The 20,591-nt window shown below is 68.3% G+C and carries 22 protein-coding genes and 1 riboswitch; of the genes, 12 read left to right on the top strand and 10 right to left on the bottom strand.

Annotated features, from left to right (window positions below; translation table 11 throughout):
• Positions 1-54: 54 nt before the first annotated feature.
• The 4 genes from msrB to R1H25_RS12420 all read left to right on the top strand — a co-directional run bounded on the left by msrB (position 55) and on the right by R1H25_RS12420 (position 4,839).
• The gene (gene msrB / locus R1H25_RS12435; protein WP_049444889.1) at positions 55-627 is read left to right on the top strand and encodes a peptide-methionine (R)-S-oxide reductase MsrB; all 573 of its coding nucleotides are present in this window, start codon (positions 55-57) and stop codon (positions 625-627) included.
• A gap of 2 nt (positions 628-629) precedes the next feature.
• Positions 630-2,399: a cytochrome c biogenesis protein CcdA gene (locus R1H25_RS12430; RefSeq protein WP_317223721.1), complete on the top strand. Its 1,770-nt coding sequence runs from the start codon at positions 630-632 to the stop codon at positions 2,397-2,399.
• Positions 2,400-2,413: 14 nt separating this feature from the next.
• Entirely contained in the window at positions 2,414-3,151 is a 738-nt protein-coding gene (gene msrA / locus R1H25_RS12425; protein ID WP_057501677.1) for a peptide-methionine (S)-S-oxide reductase MsrA, read from the top strand.
• Positions 3,152-3,393: 242 nt separating this feature from the next.
• Positions 3,394-4,839, top strand: coding sequence for a PLP-dependent aminotransferase family protein (locus R1H25_RS12420; RefSeq protein ID WP_317223720.1), 1,446 nt, complete (start codon positions 3,394-3,396; stop codon positions 4,837-4,839).
• A gap of 122 nt (positions 4,840-4,961) precedes the next feature.
• On the opposite strand, the gene bioD is transcribed toward R1H25_RS12420, so the two are convergent.
• Positions 4,962-5,648 carry a dethiobiotin synthase gene (gene bioD, locus R1H25_RS12415; protein WP_241881813.1) on the bottom strand — a complete coding sequence of 229 codons (687 nt, stop codon included), beginning with the start codon at positions 5,646-5,648 and terminating at the stop codon, positions 4,962-4,964.
• A 68-nt stretch (positions 5,649-5,716) separates the two neighbouring features.
• On the opposite strand from bioD, the gene R1H25_RS12410 reads away from it, so the two are divergent.
• Complete coding sequence (locus R1H25_RS12410; RefSeq protein WP_049444878.1) at positions 5,717-6,199, top strand: GAF domain-containing protein; 483 nt, start codon at positions 5,717-5,719, stop codon at positions 6,197-6,199.
• The gene (locus R1H25_RS12405; RefSeq protein WP_317223719.1) at positions 6,196-6,558 is read left to right on the top strand and encodes a TfoX/Sxy family protein; all 363 of its coding nucleotides are present in this window, start codon (positions 6,196-6,198) and stop codon (positions 6,556-6,558) included. The genes R1H25_RS12410 and R1H25_RS12405 overlap by 4 nt, the downstream gene beginning before the upstream one ends.
• Before the next feature lie 86 nt (positions 6,559-6,644).
• On the opposite strand, the gene R1H25_RS12400 is transcribed toward R1H25_RS12405, so the two are convergent.
• Positions 6,645-7,223 carry a histidine phosphatase family protein gene (locus tag R1H25_RS12400; protein ID WP_032128728.1) on the bottom strand — a complete coding sequence of 193 codons (579 nt, stop codon included), beginning with the start codon at positions 7,221-7,223 and terminating at the stop codon, positions 6,645-6,647.
• A gap of 142 nt (positions 7,224-7,365) precedes the next feature.
• Positions 7,366-7,589: riboswitch (cobalamin riboswitch) on the top strand.
• Between the two features lie 113 nt (positions 7,590-7,702).
• Here R1H25_RS12400 and btuB point away from each other — a divergent pair.
• On the top strand, positions 7,703-9,544 hold the full coding sequence (gene btuB, locus R1H25_RS12395; protein ID WP_317223718.1) for a TonB-dependent vitamin B12 receptor: 1,842 nt from the start codon (positions 7,703-7,705) through the stop codon (positions 9,542-9,544).
• Positions 9,545-9,643: 99 nt separating this feature from the next.
• Here btuB and gph read toward each other — a convergent pair whose 3' ends face one another.
• The 3 genes from gph to R1H25_RS12380 form a co-directional block, all read right to left on the bottom strand.
• Entirely contained in the window at positions 9,644-10,300 is a 657-nt protein-coding gene (gene gph / locus R1H25_RS12390; RefSeq protein ID WP_317223717.1) for a phosphoglycolate phosphatase, read from the bottom strand.
• A 64-nt stretch (positions 10,301-10,364) separates the two neighbouring features.
• Positions 10,365-11,156, bottom strand: coding sequence for a class I SAM-dependent methyltransferase (locus tag R1H25_RS12385; protein ID WP_107379062.1), 792 nt, complete (start codon positions 11,154-11,156; stop codon positions 10,365-10,367).
• Positions 11,153-12,082 carry a LysR family transcriptional regulator gene (locus R1H25_RS12380; protein WP_032128732.1) on the bottom strand — a complete coding sequence of 310 codons (930 nt, stop codon included), beginning with the start codon at positions 12,080-12,082 and terminating at the stop codon, positions 11,153-11,155. The genes R1H25_RS12385 and R1H25_RS12380 overlap by 4 nt, the downstream gene beginning before the upstream one ends.
• 107 nt (positions 12,083-12,189) lie before the next feature.
• Between R1H25_RS12380 and R1H25_RS12375 the strand changes: the two genes are divergently transcribed.
• Both R1H25_RS12375 and R1H25_RS12370 read left to right on the top strand, forming a co-directional pair.
• Positions 12,190-12,828: an NAD(P)-dependent oxidoreductase gene (locus R1H25_RS12375; protein WP_049444869.1), complete on the top strand. Its 639-nt coding sequence runs from the start codon at positions 12,190-12,192 to the stop codon at positions 12,826-12,828.
• Positions 12,829-12,919: 91 nt separating this feature from the next.
• Positions 12,920-13,831 carry an MBL fold metallo-hydrolase gene (locus R1H25_RS12370; RefSeq protein ID WP_317223716.1) on the top strand — a complete coding sequence of 304 codons (912 nt, stop codon included), beginning with the start codon at positions 12,920-12,922 and terminating at the stop codon, positions 13,829-13,831.
• Positions 13,832-14,105: 274 nt separating this feature from the next.
• Here the strand turns inward: R1H25_RS12370 and dinB are convergent, their stop codons facing one another.
• Positions 14,106-15,200, bottom strand: a complete 1,095-nt coding sequence (dinB, locus tag R1H25_RS12365; protein WP_317223715.1) for a DNA polymerase IV — start codon at positions 15,198-15,200, stop codon at positions 14,106-14,108.
• A 191-nt stretch (positions 15,201-15,391) separates the two neighbouring features.
• Here dinB and fabA point away from each other — a divergent pair, with 191 nt between their 5' ends.
• Both fabA and fabB read left to right on the top strand, forming a co-directional pair.
• Entirely contained in the window at positions 15,392-15,907 is a 516-nt protein-coding gene (fabA, locus tag R1H25_RS12360) for a 3-hydroxyacyl-[acyl-carrier-protein] dehydratase FabA (protein WP_049445920.1), read from the top strand.
• Positions 15,907-17,115, top strand: a complete 1,209-nt coding sequence (fabB, locus tag R1H25_RS12355) for a beta-ketoacyl-ACP synthase I (RefSeq protein ID WP_049445922.1) — start codon at positions 15,907-15,909, stop codon at positions 17,113-17,115. Before fabA ends, fabB begins: the two co-directional genes overlap by 1 nt.
• A gap of 241 nt (positions 17,116-17,356) precedes the next feature.
• Here fabB and R1H25_RS12350 read toward each other — a convergent pair whose 3' ends face one another.
• Genes R1H25_RS12350 through R1H25_RS12340 form a run of 3 tightly spaced genes read right to left on the bottom strand, consistent with a single transcriptional unit; the run spans position 17,357 to position 19,799 of the window.
• Positions 17,357-18,040, bottom strand: a complete 684-nt coding sequence (locus R1H25_RS12350) for an HAD family phosphatase (protein ID WP_049445923.1) — start codon at positions 18,038-18,040, stop codon at positions 17,357-17,359.
• A complete protein-coding gene (locus tag R1H25_RS12345) occupies positions 18,037-18,738 on the bottom strand; it encodes a pseudouridine synthase (RefSeq protein ID WP_317223714.1) in 702 nt (233 codons plus the stop codon). The genes R1H25_RS12350 and R1H25_RS12345 overlap by 4 nt, the downstream gene beginning before the upstream one ends.
• The gene (locus R1H25_RS12340; RefSeq protein WP_317223713.1) at positions 18,735-19,799 is read right to left on the bottom strand and encodes a class I SAM-dependent methyltransferase; all 1,065 of its coding nucleotides are present in this window, start codon (positions 19,797-19,799) and stop codon (positions 18,735-18,737) included. Before R1H25_RS12340 ends, R1H25_RS12345 begins: the two co-directional genes overlap by 4 nt.
• A 156-nt stretch (positions 19,800-19,955) precedes the next feature.
• Between R1H25_RS12340 and R1H25_RS12335 the strand changes: the two genes are divergently transcribed.
• Positions 19,956-20,219, top strand: coding sequence for a hypothetical protein (locus R1H25_RS12335; RefSeq protein ID WP_005407925.1), 264 nt, complete (start codon positions 19,956-19,958; stop codon positions 20,217-20,219).
• Positions 20,220-20,289: 70 nt separating this feature from the next.
• Here R1H25_RS12335 and R1H25_RS12330 read toward each other — a convergent pair whose 3' ends face one another.
• Positions 20,290-20,583 carry a DUF3247 family protein gene (locus tag R1H25_RS12330; RefSeq protein ID WP_317223712.1) on the bottom strand — a complete coding sequence of 98 codons (294 nt, stop codon included), beginning with the start codon at positions 20,581-20,583 and terminating at the stop codon, positions 20,290-20,292.
• Positions 20,584-20,591: the final 8 nt, after the last annotated feature.

Genomic DNA, 20,591 nt, shown 5'->3' with positions numbered 1-20,591 from the left:
TCGTTGACCCGGGCGGGCGCAGCATGGCCCCGTCGCCCCTTCCCGGAGTCCGCCATGTCCCTGTCCCGCCGCCATCTGCTGGGCCTGGGCGGTGTTGCCACCGCCGCCGGCCTGCTCGGCCTGGGGGCCTGCAGCCGCGCCGCCCCGGCGGCCGCTGAAGCGCGCCCGCCGCGACAGTTCGAAGTCATGCACAGCGATGCGCAGTGGCGCCAGCAACTGACCCCGGCGCAGTACGCGGTGCTGCGCCAGCAGGCCACCGAGCGCCCGTACAGCAGCCCGCTCAACAAGGAACACCGGCAGGGCACCTTCGCCTGCGCCGGCTGTGCGCTGCCGTTGTTCTCATCGTCCACCAAGTTCGAGAGCGGCACCGGCTGGCCCAGCTTCTGGGCGCCGCTGCACAACGCCATCGGCGAAGACCGCGACGTCACCTTCGGGATGCTGCGGGTAGAGGTGCACTGCCGCCGCTGCGGTGGCCACCTCGGCCATGTGTTCAACGACGGCCCGCGCCCGACCGGGCTGCGCTACTGCATGAACGGTGCGGCGATGGTGTTCGTTCCCGGCGCCACGGATGGCACCGCCGACGGCTGGCGGGTGCCGGTCGGTTCTTCTCCTGTTTCCGGAGCCTGACCATGCTGCTGTTGCTGCTTGCTTACCTGGGGGGCGCATTGACCCTGCTCAGCCCCTGCATCCTGCCGGTGCTGCCGTTCGTGTTCGCGCGTGCCGACCGTCCCTTCCTGCGCAGCACGCTGCCGTTGCTGCTGGGCATGGCACTGACCTTCACCGTGGTCGCCAGCCTGGCCGCGGTGGGCAGCCAATGGGTGGCGCAGGCCAACCAGGTCGGACGCTGGATCGCCCTGCTGTTGATGGCGTTGTTCGCGGTCGCCCTGCTGTGGCCGCGACTGGCCGACCATCTTCTGGCGCCGTTCCAGCGCGTGGGTGCCCGCTTGAGCGCGCGTGCCGATGCGGCGGACGCCGCGGGGCACGGCGGCGCGTGGACCTCGCTGCTGATCGGCATCGCCACCGGCCTGCTGTGGGCACCCTGCGCCGGGCCAATCCTCGGCCTGGTGCTGACCGGTGCTGCCCTGCATGGCGCCAGCGTCGGTACCAGTGCGCTGCTGCTGGCGTATGCGCTGGGTGCGATCACCGCACTGGCGCTGGCGGTGTGGGTGGGCGGCCGCGTGTTCCGCGCGCTGCAGGCGCGGCTTGGCCTCGGCGATGTATTGCGAAAGGTGTTGGGTGTGGCGGCGCTGCTGGCCGTAGTGGCGATCGGCCTGGGATGGGATACCGGCCTGCTGACCCGCCTTTCGACGGTCAGCACTGCGCGCATCGAGCAGGGCTTGCTGGACGCGGTACCCGGTGCGCAGCCAGCTGCACCGCCGATGATGATGATGGCCGGGGCCAACGCCGCGGCCGATGCACCGTTGCCGGTGGAAGGCACCCTGCCCGCGCTGGACGGCGTCACCGGCTGGCTCAACAGCCCGCCGCTGACGAACCAGCAGCTGCGCGGGAAGGTGGTGCTGGTCGATTTCTGGACGTACTCCTGCATCAACTGCCTGCGTGCGATGCCGTTCGTGCACGAATGGGAACGTCGCTACCGCGACCATGGCCTGGTGGTGATCGGCGTGCACACGCCAGAGTTCGCCTTCGAACGTGACCCGCGCAACGTGATGAAGGCCGTGCAGCAGCTGAAGGTCGAGTACCCGGTGGCGCTCGACAACCAGTACACGATCTGGCGCGCGTTCAACAACCGCTACTGGCCGGCGCAGTACTTCGTCGATGCGCAGGGCAACATCCGCGGGCACCAGTTCGGCGAAGGCAACTATGCGCGCTCGGAACAGATGATCCGTCGCCTTCTGACCGAAGCAGGCCAGACGAATCTGCCACCGCCGGCCGATCCGGCCGCCGCCGATCTGAAGGGCGTGGCCGCGCAGGCCGACATGGGCAATCTGCGCTCGCCGGAAACCTATCTGGGCCACGCCCGCGCCGAGCAGTTCGCCTCGCCCGGCGGGCAGCGCAGCGATACCGCGTTCGACTACACCTTGCCGGCCACGCTCGCGTTGAACCAGTGGGGCCTGTCCGGACTCTGGACCGTCAGCGACGAAGCCGCACAGCTGCAGCAGGCCGGTGGCCGCATCGCCTTCCAGTTCCATGCGCGCGACCTGCATCTGGTGCTGGCGCCGGGCCAGGGTGGAAAGCCGGTGCGCTTCCGCGTGCTGTTGGACGGCAAGCCGCTGCCCGCCGCCGATGCCGGCAGCGATGTCGGTGCCGATGGCAGCGGTGTGGTCGACGAGCACCGCCTGTACCAGCTGATCCGACAGCGCGGCACGATCGGCCCGCACCGCTTCGAGATCGAATTCCTTGATGCGGGCGTGCAGGCCTACGCCTTCACCTTCGGTTGAACCGGGAGCACACGATGAAACTCTCCTTTGAACAAGGCATCGCCGCCGGTGTTGCAGGTCTGGTGGCCACGGCGTTGATCGCCGGTGTGCTGCTGGTCGACCATGGCGCGGCCGCGGCGCCGGTCGAAGCCAGCGCGCAGACCCAGGCACTGCCGGCACCCACCGGCGATGCGGCGTTCCGCGATGACGCGACCCACGCCAGCGTGGTGTTCGCCGGCGGTTGCTTCTGGGGCGTGCAGGGCGTGTTCCAACACGTCAAAGGCGTGAGCAATGCGGTGTCCGGCTACATCGGTGGCAGCGCTGCCAATGCCCGCTATGAGCGGGTCAGCAGCGGCCAGACCGGTCATGCCGAAGCGGTGAAGATCGACTACGACCCACGCCAGGTCAGCTACGGGCAGTTGATGCAGGTGTTCTTCTCGGTGGCGCACGACCCGACCCAGCTCAACCGCCAGGGGCCCGACCACGGCAGCCAGTACCGTTCGGCGATCTTCACTGATGACGCCCGCCAGCAGGCGGCCAGCCGCGCCTACATCGCCCAGCTCGGCCAGGCCGGCAGCTACCGCGCCCCGATCGTCACCCAGCTGGTCAGCGGCCAGCGCTTCTATCCGGCCGAGAGCTACCACCAGAACTACATGACGAACTACCCGCAGGCGGCCTACATCCGCTACTACGACGCACCAAAGCTGACCGCGCTGGGCAAGCAGTTCCCCGCGCTGTACCGGCGCGAGGCGGCGCTGGTGCCGATGCGGTAGCCGGCATTCCCCCTTGGGCTGACCGACGCTCGGCGGTGCTCTTCTGTAGAGCCGAGCCTACGCTCGGCTGCCGTTGGCGGAAGTACAGCCGAGCATGGGCTCGGCTCTACACACAAAAAAAGACGCACGGCCATCCGGCCGTGCGTTTCGAAAGACCGGCCGTGCCCCGATCAGGCCCGGCCGACAACGACATGCTAGGCTCGCCATCATCATGGGTACAGCACCAGATGGCGGGAAATTCGATGGATACAGATGACCAGAGCGCGATGATCCCACCCCGCTACCAGCGGCTGTCCGACGAACTGGCCGAAGCCATCCACGGCGGCCGCCTTCCGGTCGGCAGCCGCCTGCCTTCGCTGCGGCAGATGGCCCTGCAGCGCAGGCTCAGCCTGAACACCGTGATTGCCGCCTATCGCCAGCTGGAGGATGCCGGCCTGGTCATTCCGCGGCCCAAGGCCGGCTTCGAGGTGGCGCCGCGACTGTCGGTGCCGGAACGCTCGCTGCGTGATACCCCGTCCGCGCCCACCGCGCCGTTGCAGCAGGTACTGATGGCCCGCGTGCTGGAGGCACAACGTCGCCCCGGCGTGATCGACCTGGCCTTCGCCGGCCCGCGCGGCCGCCAGTTCTATCCAGGCGCTCAGCTGGCCCGTCACACCGCGCAGGTGCTGCGCCACGGCCAGCAGACGGTGGAGACCTATGCGCGACCGAACGGATCGCCGCGGCTGCTGGCGCAGATCGTGCGGCGTGGCCCGCGCATGGGCCTGCACACCCACAGCGAACGCCTGCTGCTGACCCACGGTGCGATGGAAGCGCTGCAGCTGGCGCTGCGCGCGGTCACCCAGCCCGGTGATGCGGTGGGCATCGAGGCGCCGTCCTACTTCAACCTGTACCCCCTGCTGGCCAACCTCGGTCTGCAGGCCATCGAACTGCCCACCCACCCACAGCACGGACTGGATGTGGATGCGCTGGATGCGCTGCTGGAGCACACGCCGCTGGCCGCTCTGGTGGTGATGCCCACCGTGCACAACCCGCTCGGCTGCACCATGCCGACCGCCGCCAAACAGCGCTTGGCCGAGCTGGTCAACGCACGGCAACTGCCGCTGATCGAGGATGCGGTGTACGCCGAGCTGCAGTTCTGCGAACCGCCGGCACCGCTCCTGAAGGCCTTCGATCGCGACGGCTTGGTGATGGTGGTCGGTGGTTTCTCCAAGACGCTGGCGCCGGACTACCGCATCGGCTGGCTGGATGGCGGGCGCTTCGCCGAGCGCATCGCGCTGCTGAAATTCCAGTCCACCGGCGGTGAGCCGCAGTTGCTCGGCGATGCGGTGGCGGCGTACCTGGAGGCCGGCAGCTACGAGCACCACCTGCACCGCATGCGTCGCCTGTATCGCGAACAGGTCGGGCGCCTGCGCCAGCTGGTGGCCGAGCACTTCCCGGCCGGCACCCGTGCCACCGAACCGCAGGGCGGATTCCTGCTGTGGCTGGAACTGCCGGGCGTGGATACGCGCGAGCTGTTCGAGCGAGCGCTGCAGGAGGACATCGTGTTCATGCCCGGCCAGGTGTATTCGCGCGGCGCACGCTACCGCCACTGCCTGCGGTTGTCGTGCTGCCAGACGCTGGATGCACGCTTCATCGGTGCGGTGGAGAGGCTGGGTGCGATCGCGCGGGAGCTGGCGCGGGCTGATTGATAGGTAGAGTCGACTGTTAGTCGACTGCTCTTCACCGGATGCCCGAAAATCCCGCGCTGCGCGCGCGAGTCGACTGACAGTCGACTCTACCCTCTCCGGCATCGATTTCGCGTTTCAGCAATTCAGGCGTCGAGCAGGTGCGCGCTCAGCGCTTCACCATCCGCCCCCGGCAGATGCGGCAGCCGCCCCCAGTACGGCATCGGCAGGCGCTGCTGCAGTGTGGCGATGTTTTCATCCTGGCGCTGCATCGCCGGGTCGATGTGGTTGCCGATCCAGCCCAGGCAATCCACGCCGCTGGCCTGCAGCGACTGCGCGGTCAGTCGCGCGTGGTTGACGCAGCCCAGCCGCATGCCCACCACCAGCAACACCGGCAACCGCAATGCGCGCACCAGGTCGAGCTGGTCGAGCGTGGCCGAGACCGGCGCCAGCCAACCGCCAACACCCTCCACCACCACCACATCGGCCTGCGCACGCAGACGTTCGAACGCCGCCATGATCGGCGCCAGCTCCACCTGCACGCCATCCTCGGCAGCGGCCAGCTCCGGCGCCAGTGGCAGGCGCAGCGCATACGGGTTCAGGTCGGCATAATCCGGCACCGGCCAACTGGCCGCCTGCAGCGCCAATGCATCCTCGTTGCGCAGGCCCTGGCCCAGGTCCTCGCTGCCGCTGGCCACCGGCTTCATGCCGACCGCGCGCAGTCCGCGCCGGCGCAGCGCATGCAGCAGTGCGGTGCTGGCCGCAGTCTTGCCGATCTCGGTATCGGTGCCGGTGACGAACAGGGCGGGCGGCAGCGTGGCGGGCAACGGCATCGACGGGCTCCAACGGGGCAACAGAGCGTGCATTATCGCCGGCCCGGCGCGCTTGCTAGACTGCAGGCATGTTCGCCAATGCCTCGCTCACCGGCAGCAAGCCGGAACAATACGCCCAGCTGCTGGAACAGGCCCGTGGCCTGGTCTACGCCGAGTCCGACCGCATCGCCAACGCGGCCAACCTCTCGGCACTGGTCTACCACGCCCTGCCCGACCTGAACTGGGTGGGCTTCTACCTGTACGACGGCAAGGAGCTGGTGGTCGGCCCGTTCCAGGGCCTGCCGGCCTGCGTGCGCATCCCGCTGGACAAGGGCGTGTGCGGTGCCGCCGCCAGCCAGCGCGTGACCCAGCGCGTGGACGACGTCGATGCCTTCCCCGGCCACATCGCCTGCGATTCGGCCTCGCGTTCGGAGCTGGTGGTGCCGCTGCTGCGCGGTGATGAACTGATCGGCGTGTTCGATATCGACAGCCCGAAGGTCGGCCGCTTCGATGCCGACGATCAGGCCGGCCTGGAAGCCATCGCCCGCGTGTTCATCGAGGCGCTGGGATGAGCACGCCGAAGCTGCGCAACATCGGCCCCAAGAGTGCGGCGTGGCTGCGCCAGGTCGGCCTGCGCAGCCGCGAAGACCTGGTTGCGATCGGTGCCGTGGGCGCCTTCGTCAAGGTCAAGCGCGCCGGCTTCAGGCCCAGCCTGAACCTGCTGTACTCACTGGAAGGCGCACTGCTGGACTGCCACTGGCAGGAACTGAGCGAGCCGCAGCGTGAGGCGCTGGTGCAGGATTACGAAGCGCGCATCGCCGCGCATCCGCTGAAGGCAGCCGGCCCGGCGTCGGGCCCGGTGCATGAGCAGCGCTTCGATGCTGACGATGACGCTGAGGACAGCGTGGCCGAGCGCGCGGACGAGGATTGACGGGTAGTGCCGGCCGCAGGCCGGCAACCTCAGGAACGTTACAAAGATCGTGCAGTTGCCGGCCAGCGGCCGCCACTACCGATGGGTCAGGGCTGCTGCAGTTCCAGCAACTCGCCCACCAGCCCGACCTCACCGCGTTCCAGCCACACCCGCAGGCGCGTGCCGTGGTCGATGCGCAGGGCCCAGCACAGCGACATCGGCAGGCCGCAGACCTGCGACAGCACCATGCGCAGCGGGCCACCATGGCTGACCACCAGCGTCGGTACCGGATCGTCATCATCGAGCAGGCGATCCAGCGCGCGCGCAATGCGCCGCTCGAAGTGGCCCCAGCTTTCACCGTTCGGCGGCGGGAACGCGTGCGGGTCGGCATGGAAGGCGGCCAGTGCATCCTCCGGGAGGTCGAACAGCGACTGCCCGTCCCAATCGCCGAAGTCCAGCTCTTCCCATTCCTCGTCCGCTTCCACGTCCAGCCCACGCGGGGTGGCCAGGGCCATCGCCGTGTGCAGCGAGCGCAGCCGCGGCGAACTGATCACCCGCTCCCAGGGCTGCGCGGCGTAAGCGTCGACCAGTTCCTGCGGCAGGCGGGCCAGCTGCGGCGGATCACTGCGGCCATCGAGGAACTCATCGCGACCGTTGCCGGCATGGCGGACCAGGTCGAGGATCATGCGCAAGTCCTGTACAGGCAACGCGGGAACAGCGGAAAACGGGCGGACATCGGCAACGGCACCACGGGATCGAGGGACCATTCTAAAGGCACAGCAAAGGCAGTCGAACACGTTCGACACTACGGGCCGCCTGCGATGCCGTAGACTGCGCGCACTTCCAGGTGACCTGCGGCCACGGCCGGCAGGTTGAAACGGGAAGCCGGTGACGCGTGATTCCACGCCATGCCGGCGCTGCCCCCGCAACGGTAAGCACGTCAGTTCCAGGCAACAACGCCACTGTGCCGCAAGCATGGGAAGGCGCCTGGACGGTGGCCTCGCGCCACCCGGCGGCAAGCCCGGAGACCGGCCCGGAAGCCTCAGGTCGCGATGCGGTGGGCATGGCGCTGGATGACGTGGCCTGTGCTGCGGCATCGGCGCGTGCCTGCCTTCGCGGCTCCTCCCCTTCGCCACGCGGGCGTGCGTGGCACCTGGAGTCCCCCATGAAGCTGCAGTCCCGAATGCTGTCCCCGGCCGTGCTGGCCGCCCTGCCCGCGCTGGCCCAGGCCGCCGATGACACCACCGCGCTCGACCAGATCCTGGTCACCGCCACCCGCACCCCCATCGCGCTGCAGGACAGCATCGCGCCGGCGCAGGTGATCGACCGCGCGCAGATCGAATCCAGCCAAGCCACCTCACTGCAGGAGCTGCTGCGCGGCCGCGCCGGCATCAACCTGACCAATGCCGGCGGCCTCGGCAAGCAGAGCTCGCTGTTCCTGCGCGGTACCAACTCGGGCCACACCGTGGTGCTGGTCGATGGCGTGCGCATCAACAGTGCCGACCTCGGCCTGGCCATGTACCAGGACCTGCCGCTGGCGCAGATCGAGCGCGTGGAAATCGTGCGTGGACCGCAGTCGAGCCTGTACGGCGCCGACGCCATCGGTGGCGTGATCCAGATCTTCACCCGCCGCAACCAGGGCGATTTCGCCCCGCACTTCCAGCTTGGCGGTGGCAGCAACGGCCTGCGTGAAGCCAGCGGTGGCATTGGCGGTGGTACCGAGCGCGGCTGGTTCGGTGCCGACATCGCCTACCAGCATTCCGATGGCATCGATGCCTGCCGCGGCTCGGCCACGCTGTTCGCCGGCTGCTTCGCCGACGAGCCCGACCGCGACGGCTACCGCAACCTGTCCAAGAGCCTGCGCGGTGGCTACACCTTCAACGACCAGTGGAACGTGGAAGGCAGCGCCCTGCGCGCCGACGGCAAGAACCATTACGACGGCTACTACAACTATTCGGAAACCCGCCAGCAGGTGCTGGCCGGCAAGGTGCGCTACACCCCTTCCGAGCGCCTGGCATTCACCGCAAACGTCGGCCGCAGTGACAACGAGTCGGACAACTTCGGTGATTTCGGTGCCCGTGGCAGCGCACAGACCCACCGCGACAGCGCCTCGCTGCAGGGCGACTTCGGCCTGGCTGAGGGCCAACTGCTGAGTGCCGGCGTGGACTGGAGTGAGGACAACCTGGATGGCAGCAGCGCGGGCTACCTCGTCGACAGCCGCCGCAACACCGGCGTGTTCGTGCAGTACCAGGGTCGCTTCGGCCGCCACCAGCTGCAGGTCAGCGCGCGCAATGACGACAACCAGCAGTTCGGCAACCATGCCACCGGCAGCCTCGGCTGGGCGATGCAGCTGGAGCATGGTCTGCGCGTCAATGCCAGCTACGGCACGGCCTTCAAGGCACCCACCTTCAGCGACCTGTACGACCCGTGGAGCGGCGTGCCGACGTTGAATCCGGAGAAGTCCAAGAGCGCCAACCTGGGCGTTTCGCAGCAGGGACAGGGCTGGCACTGGGGCCTGGACGTATATGAAACCCGCATCGATGATCTGATCACCTACGATGCGGCGACCTTCAAGATGCAGCAGGTGGAGAAGGCCCGCATCCGCGGCGCCGAACTGACCGGTGGCGTGCTGCTGGCCGGCTTCGACATCAACGCACAGCTCAGCTACACCGACCCGCGCAACCGCACCGGCGGCAGCACCCAGTTCGACAACTGGCTGCCACGCCGTGCGCAGCAGACCGGGCGCCTGGACATCGACCGTCGCTTCGGAGATTTCCGTGCAGGCCTGACCGTGCAGGGTGCCGGCAAGCGCTACGACGATGCCGCCAACGCGGTGAAGGTGGGAGGTTACGGCACGCTGGATCTGCGCGCCGAGTACGCGCTGACGCCGTCGTGGTCGCTGCTGGCGCGTGCCGCCAACGTGTTCGACCGCAGGTATGAGACGGTGGCGTGGTTCAACCAGCCCGGCCGCGAGTACCAGCTGAGCGTGCGTTACCAGCCGAAGTGACCGCAACGGTCATGGTAGTGCCGGCCGCTGGCCGGCAACATCATGATCTTCGGCAACGCGTTCCGGGCTGCCGGCCAGCGGCCGGCACTACCCCCTGCTTCAGCCCCGCAACCCCGGCAGTTCACGCAGGTCGTCGATCACCGCCACCGCCTGTGCGGTGGCCAGGTCCAGGCCACGCGGATAACCGTAACGCACCAGTGCGATCGGCATGCCGGCATCTTCGGCGGCGCGGTAGTCGGTCAACGAATCACCGACCATCAGGCAGGCGTCCACCGGCAGCCCGAAGTGCGCGGCGATGTGCCGCAGCGGTTCACCACTGGGCTTGCGCTGCGGCAGCGAATCGCCCCCCAGCACCAGCGCAAACACATCACCGATACCCAAGTGCTGCAGCAGCGGCGGCACCAGCGCTTCGGGCTTGTTGGTGCAGATCGCCAGCGGCACGTTGCGTGCACGCAGTTGTGCCAGCGCTTCACCCACGCCATCGAACAGACGTGGGCTGCGCAGCAGGCATTCGCGGTAGTGCACCATGAAGATCGGCATCACTTCGGCCAGGTCGATCACGCGGCCGACCGCCTGCAGGGCCTGCTCGACCAGGCGGCGCACACCGTCGCCGATCCAGCCCAGCACCGTGGTTTCCGGTACGCGTGCCACACCGATGTCCTCCAGCGTGCGGTTCAGCGCTTCGGCGATATCAGCTGCGCTGTCGACCAGCGTGCCATCAAGGTCGAACACGACCAGCGGATAGGGATACGACAAGGGACGGCACCTGCATGACGTGGGGCCGTCCATTGTACGCCGCTGGTTTTCGCACCGATCCGCCTCAACCGATGCGGCGCGCGCGGGTAGCCAGGAACGTGGGCAGGTAGCGGTCGATCAGGAAACGCGGCTGCGGCTGCCAGTCTTCCATGAAGCGATCGATGATGAAGCCGGCATCCAGCTGCCCGCCGATCAGTTCGGTCAGGCTGTGGCCGAAGGTCAGCGCATCGCCGCGGGCGAGTTTCGCCTCACGTTCTGCGGCGGGCAGGTCTTCCAGGTCCGAATAGGGAATGGCGTACTGCGGCCGGATCAGGCCCTGCGCATCGAGCTGCGGATCACGCGCGCCGACGAACAGCACCGGGTTGTAGAAGCTGGCCATCAACATGCCATCGCGCGCCAGCACGCGGCGGCATTCGGTCCACACCGGGCGCACGTCGGGTACGTACAGGTTGGAGATCGGATGGAACACCACGTCGAAGCTGTCGTTGGCGAATACGTGCAGGTCGCGCATGTCGCCCTGCACCGTGCGCAGCTGCAGGCCGTCGCGCGCCGCCACGCTGCGGTCCTGTTCCAGCTGCCCGTCGGAGAGATCGAACACGGTGACGTCGGCGCCCGCAGCGGCCAGCACCGGTGCCTGCTGTCCACCGCCCGAGGCTAGGCACAGGATGCGGCGGCCGCGCACATCACCCATCCAGTCCAGCGGCAACGCGCGGGGCGTCAGGTGCACCTGCCAACGGCCTTCGCGCGCGGCGGCAATCGTTGAACTTTCCACCGGGCGCGACCATTCGCGCACTTCGCTGGCCTGGCGGTCCCAGGCAGCACGGTTGTGGTCGATCAAGGCCTGTCCATGGTTCATGTGTTCTCCTTGCCCGGTGGGCGCCAATCCAGATCCTGGAAGGCCGGGCTGGCGAAGCACTCGCCCAGGAAATCCAGGAATCGCCGCATGATAGCGGGCTGCTGGCGCCGTGACGCGTACACGGCATGAATGCCGAGTTCGTCCAGACTGAATTCAGGCAGCAGTTCGATCAGCTCACCACTGCGCAGCAGCGGCGCCACCTGGTAGGTCGGCAGCATGGCGATACCGGCACCGGCCCGCACCGCCTCCAACAGCAGCGAGGCCTCGTTGGCGCTGATGTTGCCGCCTACCGCCACCGACAGCGAACGGCCGTCTCGGTGCAGCTGCCACAGGCTCTTGCCGACGTAGTGGTGGGTCAGGCAGTTGTGCGCGGCCAGATGCTCGGGAGCAGTCGGCGTGCCGCGTGCCTGCAGGTAGGACGGCGTCGCGCACAGCACCGAGCGGCAGGTGGCCAGCCGCCGCGCGATCAGGCTGGGATCGATCTGGCGCGCGATGCGCACGGCCAGGTCCACCCGCTCCTCCACCAGGTTCACCGTGCGGTCGACCAGCAGCAGCTCGATGCGTGCCGCCGGATGGCGCGCAACAAAGCCGGCCACCGCCCGCGCCAGGTGGCTCTGCCCGAACGACACGCTGGCAGTCACCCGCAGCGTGCCATGCGGCTCCGGATCATCGCTGGCCAGCTCGCCCTGCAGTTCCTCGCCGATCGCCAGCATCTGCCGGAAGCGCGCCAGCGCCGCCTCCCCGGGCCCGGTCAGGCTGACCCGGCGCGTGGTCCGGTGCAGCAGGCGCGCGCCCAGCCAGCCCTCGACCTCGGCCAGGTAGCGGCTGACCATGGCCCGTGACATGTCCAGCACTTCGGCGGCGGCGGTGAGGCTGCCGCGTTCGGCGACCTCGACGAACACGGTCATGGCGGTCAATCGGTCCATATGCTCGATCCATGCAACAAACAAGCGCGTTATACGCTGTTTTTCGAGCAACTGCAGCAGCCTAGAGTGGCGCCATTCCCACCCCACACCGCTCACGGAGTCCTGCCATGAAGATCGCCCTCGTTGGTTCCACCGGCAACATCGGCCGCCAGATCGCCCGCCACGCGCTGGCCCGCGGTCACGAACTCACCGTCATCGTGCGCAGCGCGCAGGACCTTCCGGCAGAACTGGCCGGCGCCCATCCGGTGATCGCTTCGCTGGATGACCAGGACGCGCTGGTTGCCGCCATCGCCGGCCACGACGTGCTGGCCAGTGCCTACGGCCCGCGCCCGGGCGATGACATCGGTCGCGTCGGCGAGGTCGCCGCGCAGCTGGCTGCCGTCGCACGCAAGGCCGGCGTGCCGCGCCTGGTGGTGGTCGGTGGCGCCGGCAGCCTGGAAGTCGCCCCCGGCGTGCAGCTGGTCGATACCCCCAGCTTCCCGGAGGCCTACAAGCCCTACGCGCTGGCCCACCGTGAAGCGTTCAACCGCCTGCAGGCAGTGGACGACCTGGACTGGACCTTCTTCTCGCCGGCCGCCGAAATCGGCCCGGGCGAAGAGCGCGGCCAGTACCGCGTGCAGCCCAAGGCTTTCCTCGCCGACGCCAGCGGCCACAGCCGCATCAGCTACGCCGACTACGGCGCTGCGTTCGTCGCCGAGCTGGAAGCGCACCAGTACCCGAAGCAGATCATCACTGCGGCGTACTGATCGACGCGCGTCCCTTGTAGAGCCAAGCCCGCGCTCGGCTCTACGCGAACCTGCAGCCGGGCATTGGCCCGGCTCTACACAAGGAATCCCCATGCGTACCGCTGCCCTGCTGCTTCCCCTCGCCCTGGCCGCCAGCTTCACCTGTGCGCCGCTGCTGGCCGCACCGGCCACCACGGCGCCGGCGGCGGCGACGAAATCCCAGCTGCACCTGCAGACCTTCCATCCCGGCCCGCAGGCGATGTTCTCGGTGTCCTCGGTGCTGATCGAAGGCCGCCACGATGCGATCCTGGTCAACGCGCAGTTCGGCGCCAGCGACGCGCGCAAGCTGGTCGAGCTGATCCGCGCCAGCGGCAAGCAGCTGACCACGATCTACATCAGCCACGGTGATCCGGACTATTACTTCGGCCTGGCCACCCTGCAGGACGCCTTCCCGCAGGCACGCATCGTCGCCACCGCGCAGACCGTCGCCCATATCCAGCAGACCCAGGCCGGCAAGCTGGCCTACTGGGGACCGAAGATGGGCGCCGACGTGCCGGCACGGATCGTGGTGCCGCAGGTACTGGACGGCGACGCCCTGCAGCTGGAAGGCCAGCGCCTGCCGCTGATCGGCCTGGATGGCCCGACCCCGGACCGCACGGTGCTGTGGGTGCCGTCGCTACGCGCGATCGTCGGTGGCATTCCGGTGGTAGCCGGCGAGCACGTGTGGATGGCCGATACGCAGTCGCCGAAGTCGCATGCCGACTGGCTGCAGACCCTGCAGCGGCTGCAGGCACTGAAGCCGAAGGTGGTGGTGCCGGGTCACTACGCGCCGGGAGTGGCGCTGGATGCCAGTGCGTTGCGCTTCACCGCAGACTACATCCGCGCATTCGATACCGAGGCGGCAAAGGCCAAGGACAGTGCGGCGCTGGTGAAGGCGATGCAGGCACGTTATCCGACGCTGGACGGCGGGGCGTCGCTGGAGTTGAGTGCGAAGGTAGCCAAGGGCGAGATGCAGTGGCCGTAAGGTAGGGGGTTCTTTTGCAGGGCTGCGCCCTGCACCCGCCGAATCGACGGCAACGGCAACGGCAAAAGCGGGCATTCCGGGGGAAGGCGGGGTGGGTCCGGTTGCGGGGGACGCCGTAAACCCGTCCATGGGCGCTTGGCCGCGGCATCCATGCCGCGGACACCCCCGCAACCGGACCCGCCCCGCCTTCGACAGGTTCCCGCTGCTGTTGTGGGTGCTGACCGTTGGTCGGCACGCGGCTGTTGGTGGGTGTCGACCTTGGTCGACACATGTATCAGGTCCGTGGGGAATCGTTCGTTGCGTGCTCGAACAATTCGCCCTGCACCACCGGTTCCTTTTCGCGGAAACCGCCGAGGCCGACGCCGACCAGCCGATAGCGGGTGTCGGCGGGCAGGTCGACGCGGGTGCGCAGGGCCAGCGCGATGTCGCGCAGTTCTTCCATCGATTCCGGCGGGCGCTCCGGGGTGAAGCTGCGGGTGAGGATGCGGAACTGCGCGGTCTTCAGTTTCAGCACCACGGTGTGGCCGACGCGTTCGGTCTTGCGCGTGGCATTCCAGGTCTTCTCCGCCAGCTGCACGATGGCCTCACCCAGATCTTCCAGCGGCAGATCCTCGGCGAAGGTGTCCTCCGAGGAAATCGACTGCACCTGCTGGTCCGGCTCCACCGGCCGCTCATCGATGCCGCGTGCGCGGTTGTACAGGCTGCGGCCGAAACTGCCGAACGCCTCTTCCAGATCGATCAAGGCCCACTGCCGCAGGTCGCCGCAGGTGACGATACCGCGTGCGGCCAGCTTGCCTTCCATCACCTTGCCGACGCCGGGCACCCGGTTCACCGGCAACGGCAGCAGGAACGCGTCCACCCGCTGCGGGGGGATCACGAACTGGCCATCGGGCTTGCGCCAGTCCGAAGCGATCTTGGCCAGGAACTTGTTCGGCGCGATCCCGGCTGAAGCAGTCAGGTTCGTTTCCTCGCGGATCTGCGTGCGGATGGTACGGGCGATGTCGGTGGCCAGTTCGATACCGCTCTTCGGCTCGGTCACATCCAGGTAGGCCTCGTCCAGCGACAACGGCTCGACCAGGTCGGTGTGACGCAGGAAGATCGCGCGTACCTGCTGTGACACCGCCTTGTAACGCGCGAAATCCGGCGGTACGAAAATCGCGTCCGGGCACAGGCGCTCGGCGCGCACCGCGGGCATCGCCGAGCGCACGCCGAACACGCGGGCCTCGTACGAGGCCGCGCACACCACCGAGCGTGCGCCGCGCCATGCCACAACCACCGGCTTGCCGCGCAGTGACGGATCGTCGCGCTGCTCCACCGACGCGTAGAACGCGTCCATGTCGACGTGGATGATCTTGCGCAGTCGGGTCATGTCAGGCGGAAAGGGCGGGGGCGTGCCGAACGGGCCACACGCCGAAGTATGGTCGTTGCACATCAACAGGATGCGCGTATTCCATTGAAAACACTACGGTTGCGTACGGTTAAAATGTTTGATCGGCGCAGTTTCCACGGGCATCCTCGAGCGCTTGTTTCCCTGTTTCCCCGCTTCCAGGATTGTGCTTCATGACCCGTCTCCACGCGTTCAACCGCGAACAGCTGCTGGCCAGCGCACGCGGTGAACTGTTCGGCGCCGCCGCCGGCCGTTTGCCCAACGATCCGATGCTGATGTTCGACCGCATCACCGACATCCGCGAGGACGGCGGACCGCATGGCAAGGGCATGGTACGCGCCGAACTGGATATCCGCCCGGACCTGTGGTTCTTCGGCTGCCACTTCATCGGCGACCCGGTGATGCCCGGCTGCCTCGGCCTGGATGCCATGTGGCAGCTGACCGGCTTCTTCCTCACTTGGCTGGGCGCCCCCGGCAAGGGCCGCGCACTGGGCTGCGGCGAGGTGAAGTTCACCGGCCAGGTACTGCCGGAAGCCAAGCGGGTGCGCTACGAGATCGACATCAGCCGCGTCATCAACCGCAAGCTGGTGATGGCCCAGTCGGACGCCCGCATGTACGTGGATGACCGCGAAATCTACAGCGCGCGCGACCTGCGCGTCGGCCTGTTCACTGAAACCGGGAGCTTCTGATGCGTCGCGTCGTCATCACCGGCATGGGCATCACGTCCTGCCTCGGCAATGATCTGGATACCGTTTCGGCCGCGCTGCGCGAAGGGCGCTCGGGCATCACCGCCCTGGCCGACCACGCCGAAGCCGGCCTGCGCAGCCAGGTCGGCGGCCGTGTCGACCTCGACCTGGACGCATTGATCGACCGCAAGCAGAAGCGCTTCATGAGTGATGCGGCGGCCTTCGCCTACCTGTCCATGCGCGATGCCATCGCCGATGCCGGGCTCAGCCCCGAGCAGGTCAGCAACCTGCGCACCGGCCTGATCGCCGGTTCCGGTGGCGGCTCCAGCGAGTGGCAGATCGGCGCGGTCGACCTGCTGCGCGAACGTGGTGTGCGCAAGGTCGGCCCGTACATGGTGCCGCGCACGATGTGCTCGACGGTCTCGGCCTGCCTGGCCACCGCCTACCAGATCAAGGGCGTCAGCTATTCGCTGTCGGCCGCCTGCGCGACCTCGGCACACTGCATCGGCGCCGCCGCGGACATGATCCGCCATGGCGCTCAGGACATCATGTTCGCCGGTGGCGGTGAAGACCTGCACTGGTCGATGAGCGTGATGTTCGATGCGATGGGCGCGCTGTCGACCAGCTTCAACGAGACCCCGGCCAGCGCCTCGCGTCCGTACGACAAGGACCGCGACGGCTTCGTCATCGCCGGTGGCGGCGGCATGCTGGTGCTGGAGGACTACGACCACGCCGTTGCGCGCGGCGCGCACATCCATGCCGAGCTGATCGGCTATGGCGTGACCTCCGACGGCGCCGACATGGTCGCGCCGTCCGGCGAAGGCGCGGTGCGCTGCATGAAGATGGCGCTGCAGGGTGTCGATCGTCCGCTGGACTACCTCAACACCCACGGCACCTCCACGCCGCTGGGCGACGTCACCGAGCTCAATGCGATCCGCGAAGTGTTCGGCGATGCGGTACCGCCGCTGTCCTCGACCAAGGCGCTGTCCGGACATTCGCTGGGTGCGGCCAGCGTGCACGAGGCGATCTACTGCCTGCTGATGATGCGCGATGGCTTCGTCGCCGGTTCGGCCAACATCGGCGAACTGGACCCGAAGGTGGAGAGCTTCCCGATCCTGCGCGAGAGCCGCGAGCAGAAGCTGGATACGGTGATGTCCAACAGCTTCGGCTTCGGTGGCACCAACGCCGCGCTGGTGTTCGGGCGGGTGTGATGGGGCAGGTGTGCCGACCAACGGTCGGCACCCACCAACGGATGTAGAGCCGAGCCATGCTCGGCTGCATTGAAAAGCGTGCCAACCAAGGTTGGCACCTACCGGGGCATTGGGCGTGCCAACCAAGGTTGGCACCTACCGGGGCATTGGGCGTGCCAACCAGGGTTGGCACCTACCGAAGCATTAGGGTGTGCCGACCAACGGTCGGCACCCACCGTCAGGGGCGGTCGGCACCTACCGGTTACCTCGGCAGCAGCGGCAGCAGCAGCGCGTGCGCGTCCACCAGCGAGCCGACGATGCGGTGGCCCAGTGCGCGCAGCTCTTCGTCAGGATGCACCAGGTCCGGCACCTGGATCACGGTCATGCCGGCCGCCAATGCCGCGCGCGTACCGGCCGGTGAGTCTTCCAGCGCCAGGCAGCGTTCCGGGGCCTGGCCCAGCCGCTGCGCGGCCAGCAGGTAGATGTCCGGCGCCGGTTTCGGCCGCGCCACGTCGCCACTGGTGATCACCGCATCGAAATACGGCAGCAGGCCGGCAGCGGCCAGCTTGCGGTTGGCCCGCGGCTGCCGCGTGGTGGTTGCCACCGCGCGCGGTACCGCGTGCGCCTTCAGCAGTTCCAGCAGCTCCAGGATGCCCGGCCGCAGCGGCAGGCCGGTCTGCGTGCGTGCTTCGTACAGCTCATGGCAACGTGCCGCCACTGCGTCGATCACGCTGTCCTCGATCCCCTGCGCACGCAGCAGCGCGTGCGTATCGCGATCGCCGAGGCCGACCATGCGCAGGAACACCGCCTCGTCCAGGCCCAGCCCGAATTCGTCGGCGGCCTCGCTCCAGCAGGCCAGCGAGACGCGCTCGCTGTCGATCATCAGGCCGTCCATGTCGAAAATGACGGCGTCGGGGAGGAACGGCAGCGCAGCAATGGTGGTCATGGAGCGAACAGCGTATCCAGGTCAGTGGAAGTGAGCTGCCGCCATTGCCCCTCGTCCAGTCCCTGCAGGTCCAGCCCGCCAACACGACTGCGGTGCAGGGCCTGCACGTGGTTGCCGGTGGCGGCGAACATGCGGCGTACCTGATGGTAGCGGCCTTCGTGCAGCACCAGGCGCGCGCGACGCGCATCCAGCACTTCCAGTTCAGCCGGCAGCAGGGGCGTCTTCTCGGACTCCAGCATCAGCGTACCGCTGGCGAACAGCGCTGCCTCGTCGCCGCGCAGGTCGTCGTTCAACTCGACCTCATAGACTTTCGGCAGCTTCGACTTCGGCGAGATGATCCGGTGCAGCAGGCTGCCATCGTCAGTCAGCAGCAGCAGGCCACTGGTCTCGCGGTCGAGGCGGCCCACCGTGGACAGCACCGGATCGCGGTCGCGGAAGCGCGGCGGCAGCAGGTCGTAGATCAGGCGGCCGGTGTCCTTGGTCGAGCAGGTGTAGCCGGCCGGCTTGTGCAGCGCGATCGACAGGCCCACCGGCGGGTCCAGCGGCTCGCCATCGACCCGGATCGCCTCGTGCGGCACCTGGTCGTCGGCATACAGCACCTCGCCGTCGGCGTCGGTGACGCGGCCTTCGCGGAACATCCACTGCACCTGCTTGCGGCTGCCATAGCCCAGGTTGGCGATGAGCTTGACCAGCTTCACTTGCCCTTCCCCTTCACCGCTTCCACCAGCTTGAAGCCATCGCGCTCGGCGACCACGCGCACCGCGCCAAAGCTCTCGTTGAGCGTGTACTCGTACGGCAGATGGCGGTTGGCCACTACGTACAAGCGTCCGCCCGGGCGCAGCGCCTGCGCGGCCACGGCGATGAAGCGCTGGCCGATGTCAGGACGGTCGGCGCGCGACGGCGTGTGGAACGGCGGATTGCTGATGATCACGTCGTAGCCCGGCTCGATGCCGGCGGTGACGTCGCGCCACAGGAAGCGCAGCGGCAGCGGGCACGGCGGCGGTGCCAGATTCAGTTCGGCCAGGGCCAGCGCGCGCTGCTCGGCTTCGTACAGGTCCAGCGCGGTGATCTTCGGGCAACGCTCCAGCAGCTCGCGCGACAGGTAGCCATAGCCCGCGCCGAGGTCGGCAGCACGCCCGGCCAGGTCGGCCGGCAGGTGCTCGGCCAACAGCGCGGACGCCGGGTCGATGCGATCCCAGGCGAACACGCCCGGGCGGCTGAGGAAACGGCCGCCGACGATTGGACGCACCGCATCCAGTGCCGACCAGCGCTTGGCCAGGTCGGCGTCGTGCTGGCCCTGCATCGGGGCGGTCCAGTACACGCGGCAGTGGTTCTTGGTCAGGCTGCCGCCGAGGCCGGTCAGCTGCTTGAGGTCACCCTCGCCCGAGCGTGCGCCTTCGTTGTTGGACTGGCAGGCAACGATGCGGCCGCCCTCGGCGACCAGCGCCAGCGCGCGGGCGAACAGCGCGCGGGCTTCCTCACGCTGGCGCGGCGGCAGCACCAGCACCAGCGGGTAGCGGCCCTTGCCGGCCACATCATCCAGCTGGCCGCTGACGGTCCAGCCGGCGGCCTGCTGCAGCGGCTGCGCGAACGGGGCAAAGCTCTGCTCGCAGTGCACCTCGCGGTTGCCGGCCGCTTCGCGCAGCGGCCAGCCGTCGCGGGCACGCAGGAAGGCCACCGGGCCCTCCGGCCAGCGCAGGGCGCCTTGGGAGAACGGCAGGAACAGGGTCTGCAGGGGGGCGTCGTCGCTGGAGGCCATCGGCGCGGGTACTTCAAGCGTGAGGGCCGTCCATTGTACCGGCTTGGCCGGGCCGGCCCCGGCAGCCGCTTTGCGAAACCCGAACGGGGCCTTGATCTGCCAGCAACATTGGAACGTTCAGGGTAGAGGCTCCCCCGGAAACCCAGGAGAACCTGCATGCGAGCCTTGTTCGTCGGTGGCGTGGTCGACAACAGTGAAATGGACCTGGAAGGCAGCCATCCGCCCGTGCATTACCCCGAGGACACCGGCGGCGGCCACTCACGCTACCGGCTGCACCAGGTCGGTCATGGCGCCGACGGCAGCGTGGCCTATGCGGTGTACGGCGCACCGGATCTGGCCGATGACGAAGTGGCCCGGGTGGCGGAAGAACGCGCCTATGCGCGCCGGTTCGAGGCGACGCCGACGTTGTTCGAGCATTGACACACCGGTAGCGCCCGAGCCCACGCTCGGGCGACGGCGCAGCCGAGCGTGGGCTCGGCTCTACATCCGATCAAGGCGCCCTGGGTGGCAGGCGGTCGACGCTGGCGATTTCATCCAGCCACACATGATGCTGTTGCACCGGCGTGTCGTAGTCATCCAGGCGCAACTGGCCGTTGCTGCCTTCGTCGCCGGCTTCGTTGCGGTACTGCTGCACGGTCGGTTTCACCGCCACGGTGCCGAGCAGGCGGCGGCCATCGTGCAGGGTCAGCTGCACCTGCGTTTCGCCCTCCAGCTGCGGCAGCAGGGCTTCCAGGCGCGCGATCTGCGCCGGATCGGTATGGACGCGGGGAGCTGTACGGGACATCGGCGACC

This window comes from Stenotrophomonas veracruzanensis (assembly GCF_032911525.1).
GTDB lineage: Bacteria > Pseudomonadota > Gammaproteobacteria > Xanthomonadales > Xanthomonadaceae > Stenotrophomonas > Stenotrophomonas africana.
This window is presented reverse-complemented; position numbering and strand designations above follow the sequence as displayed.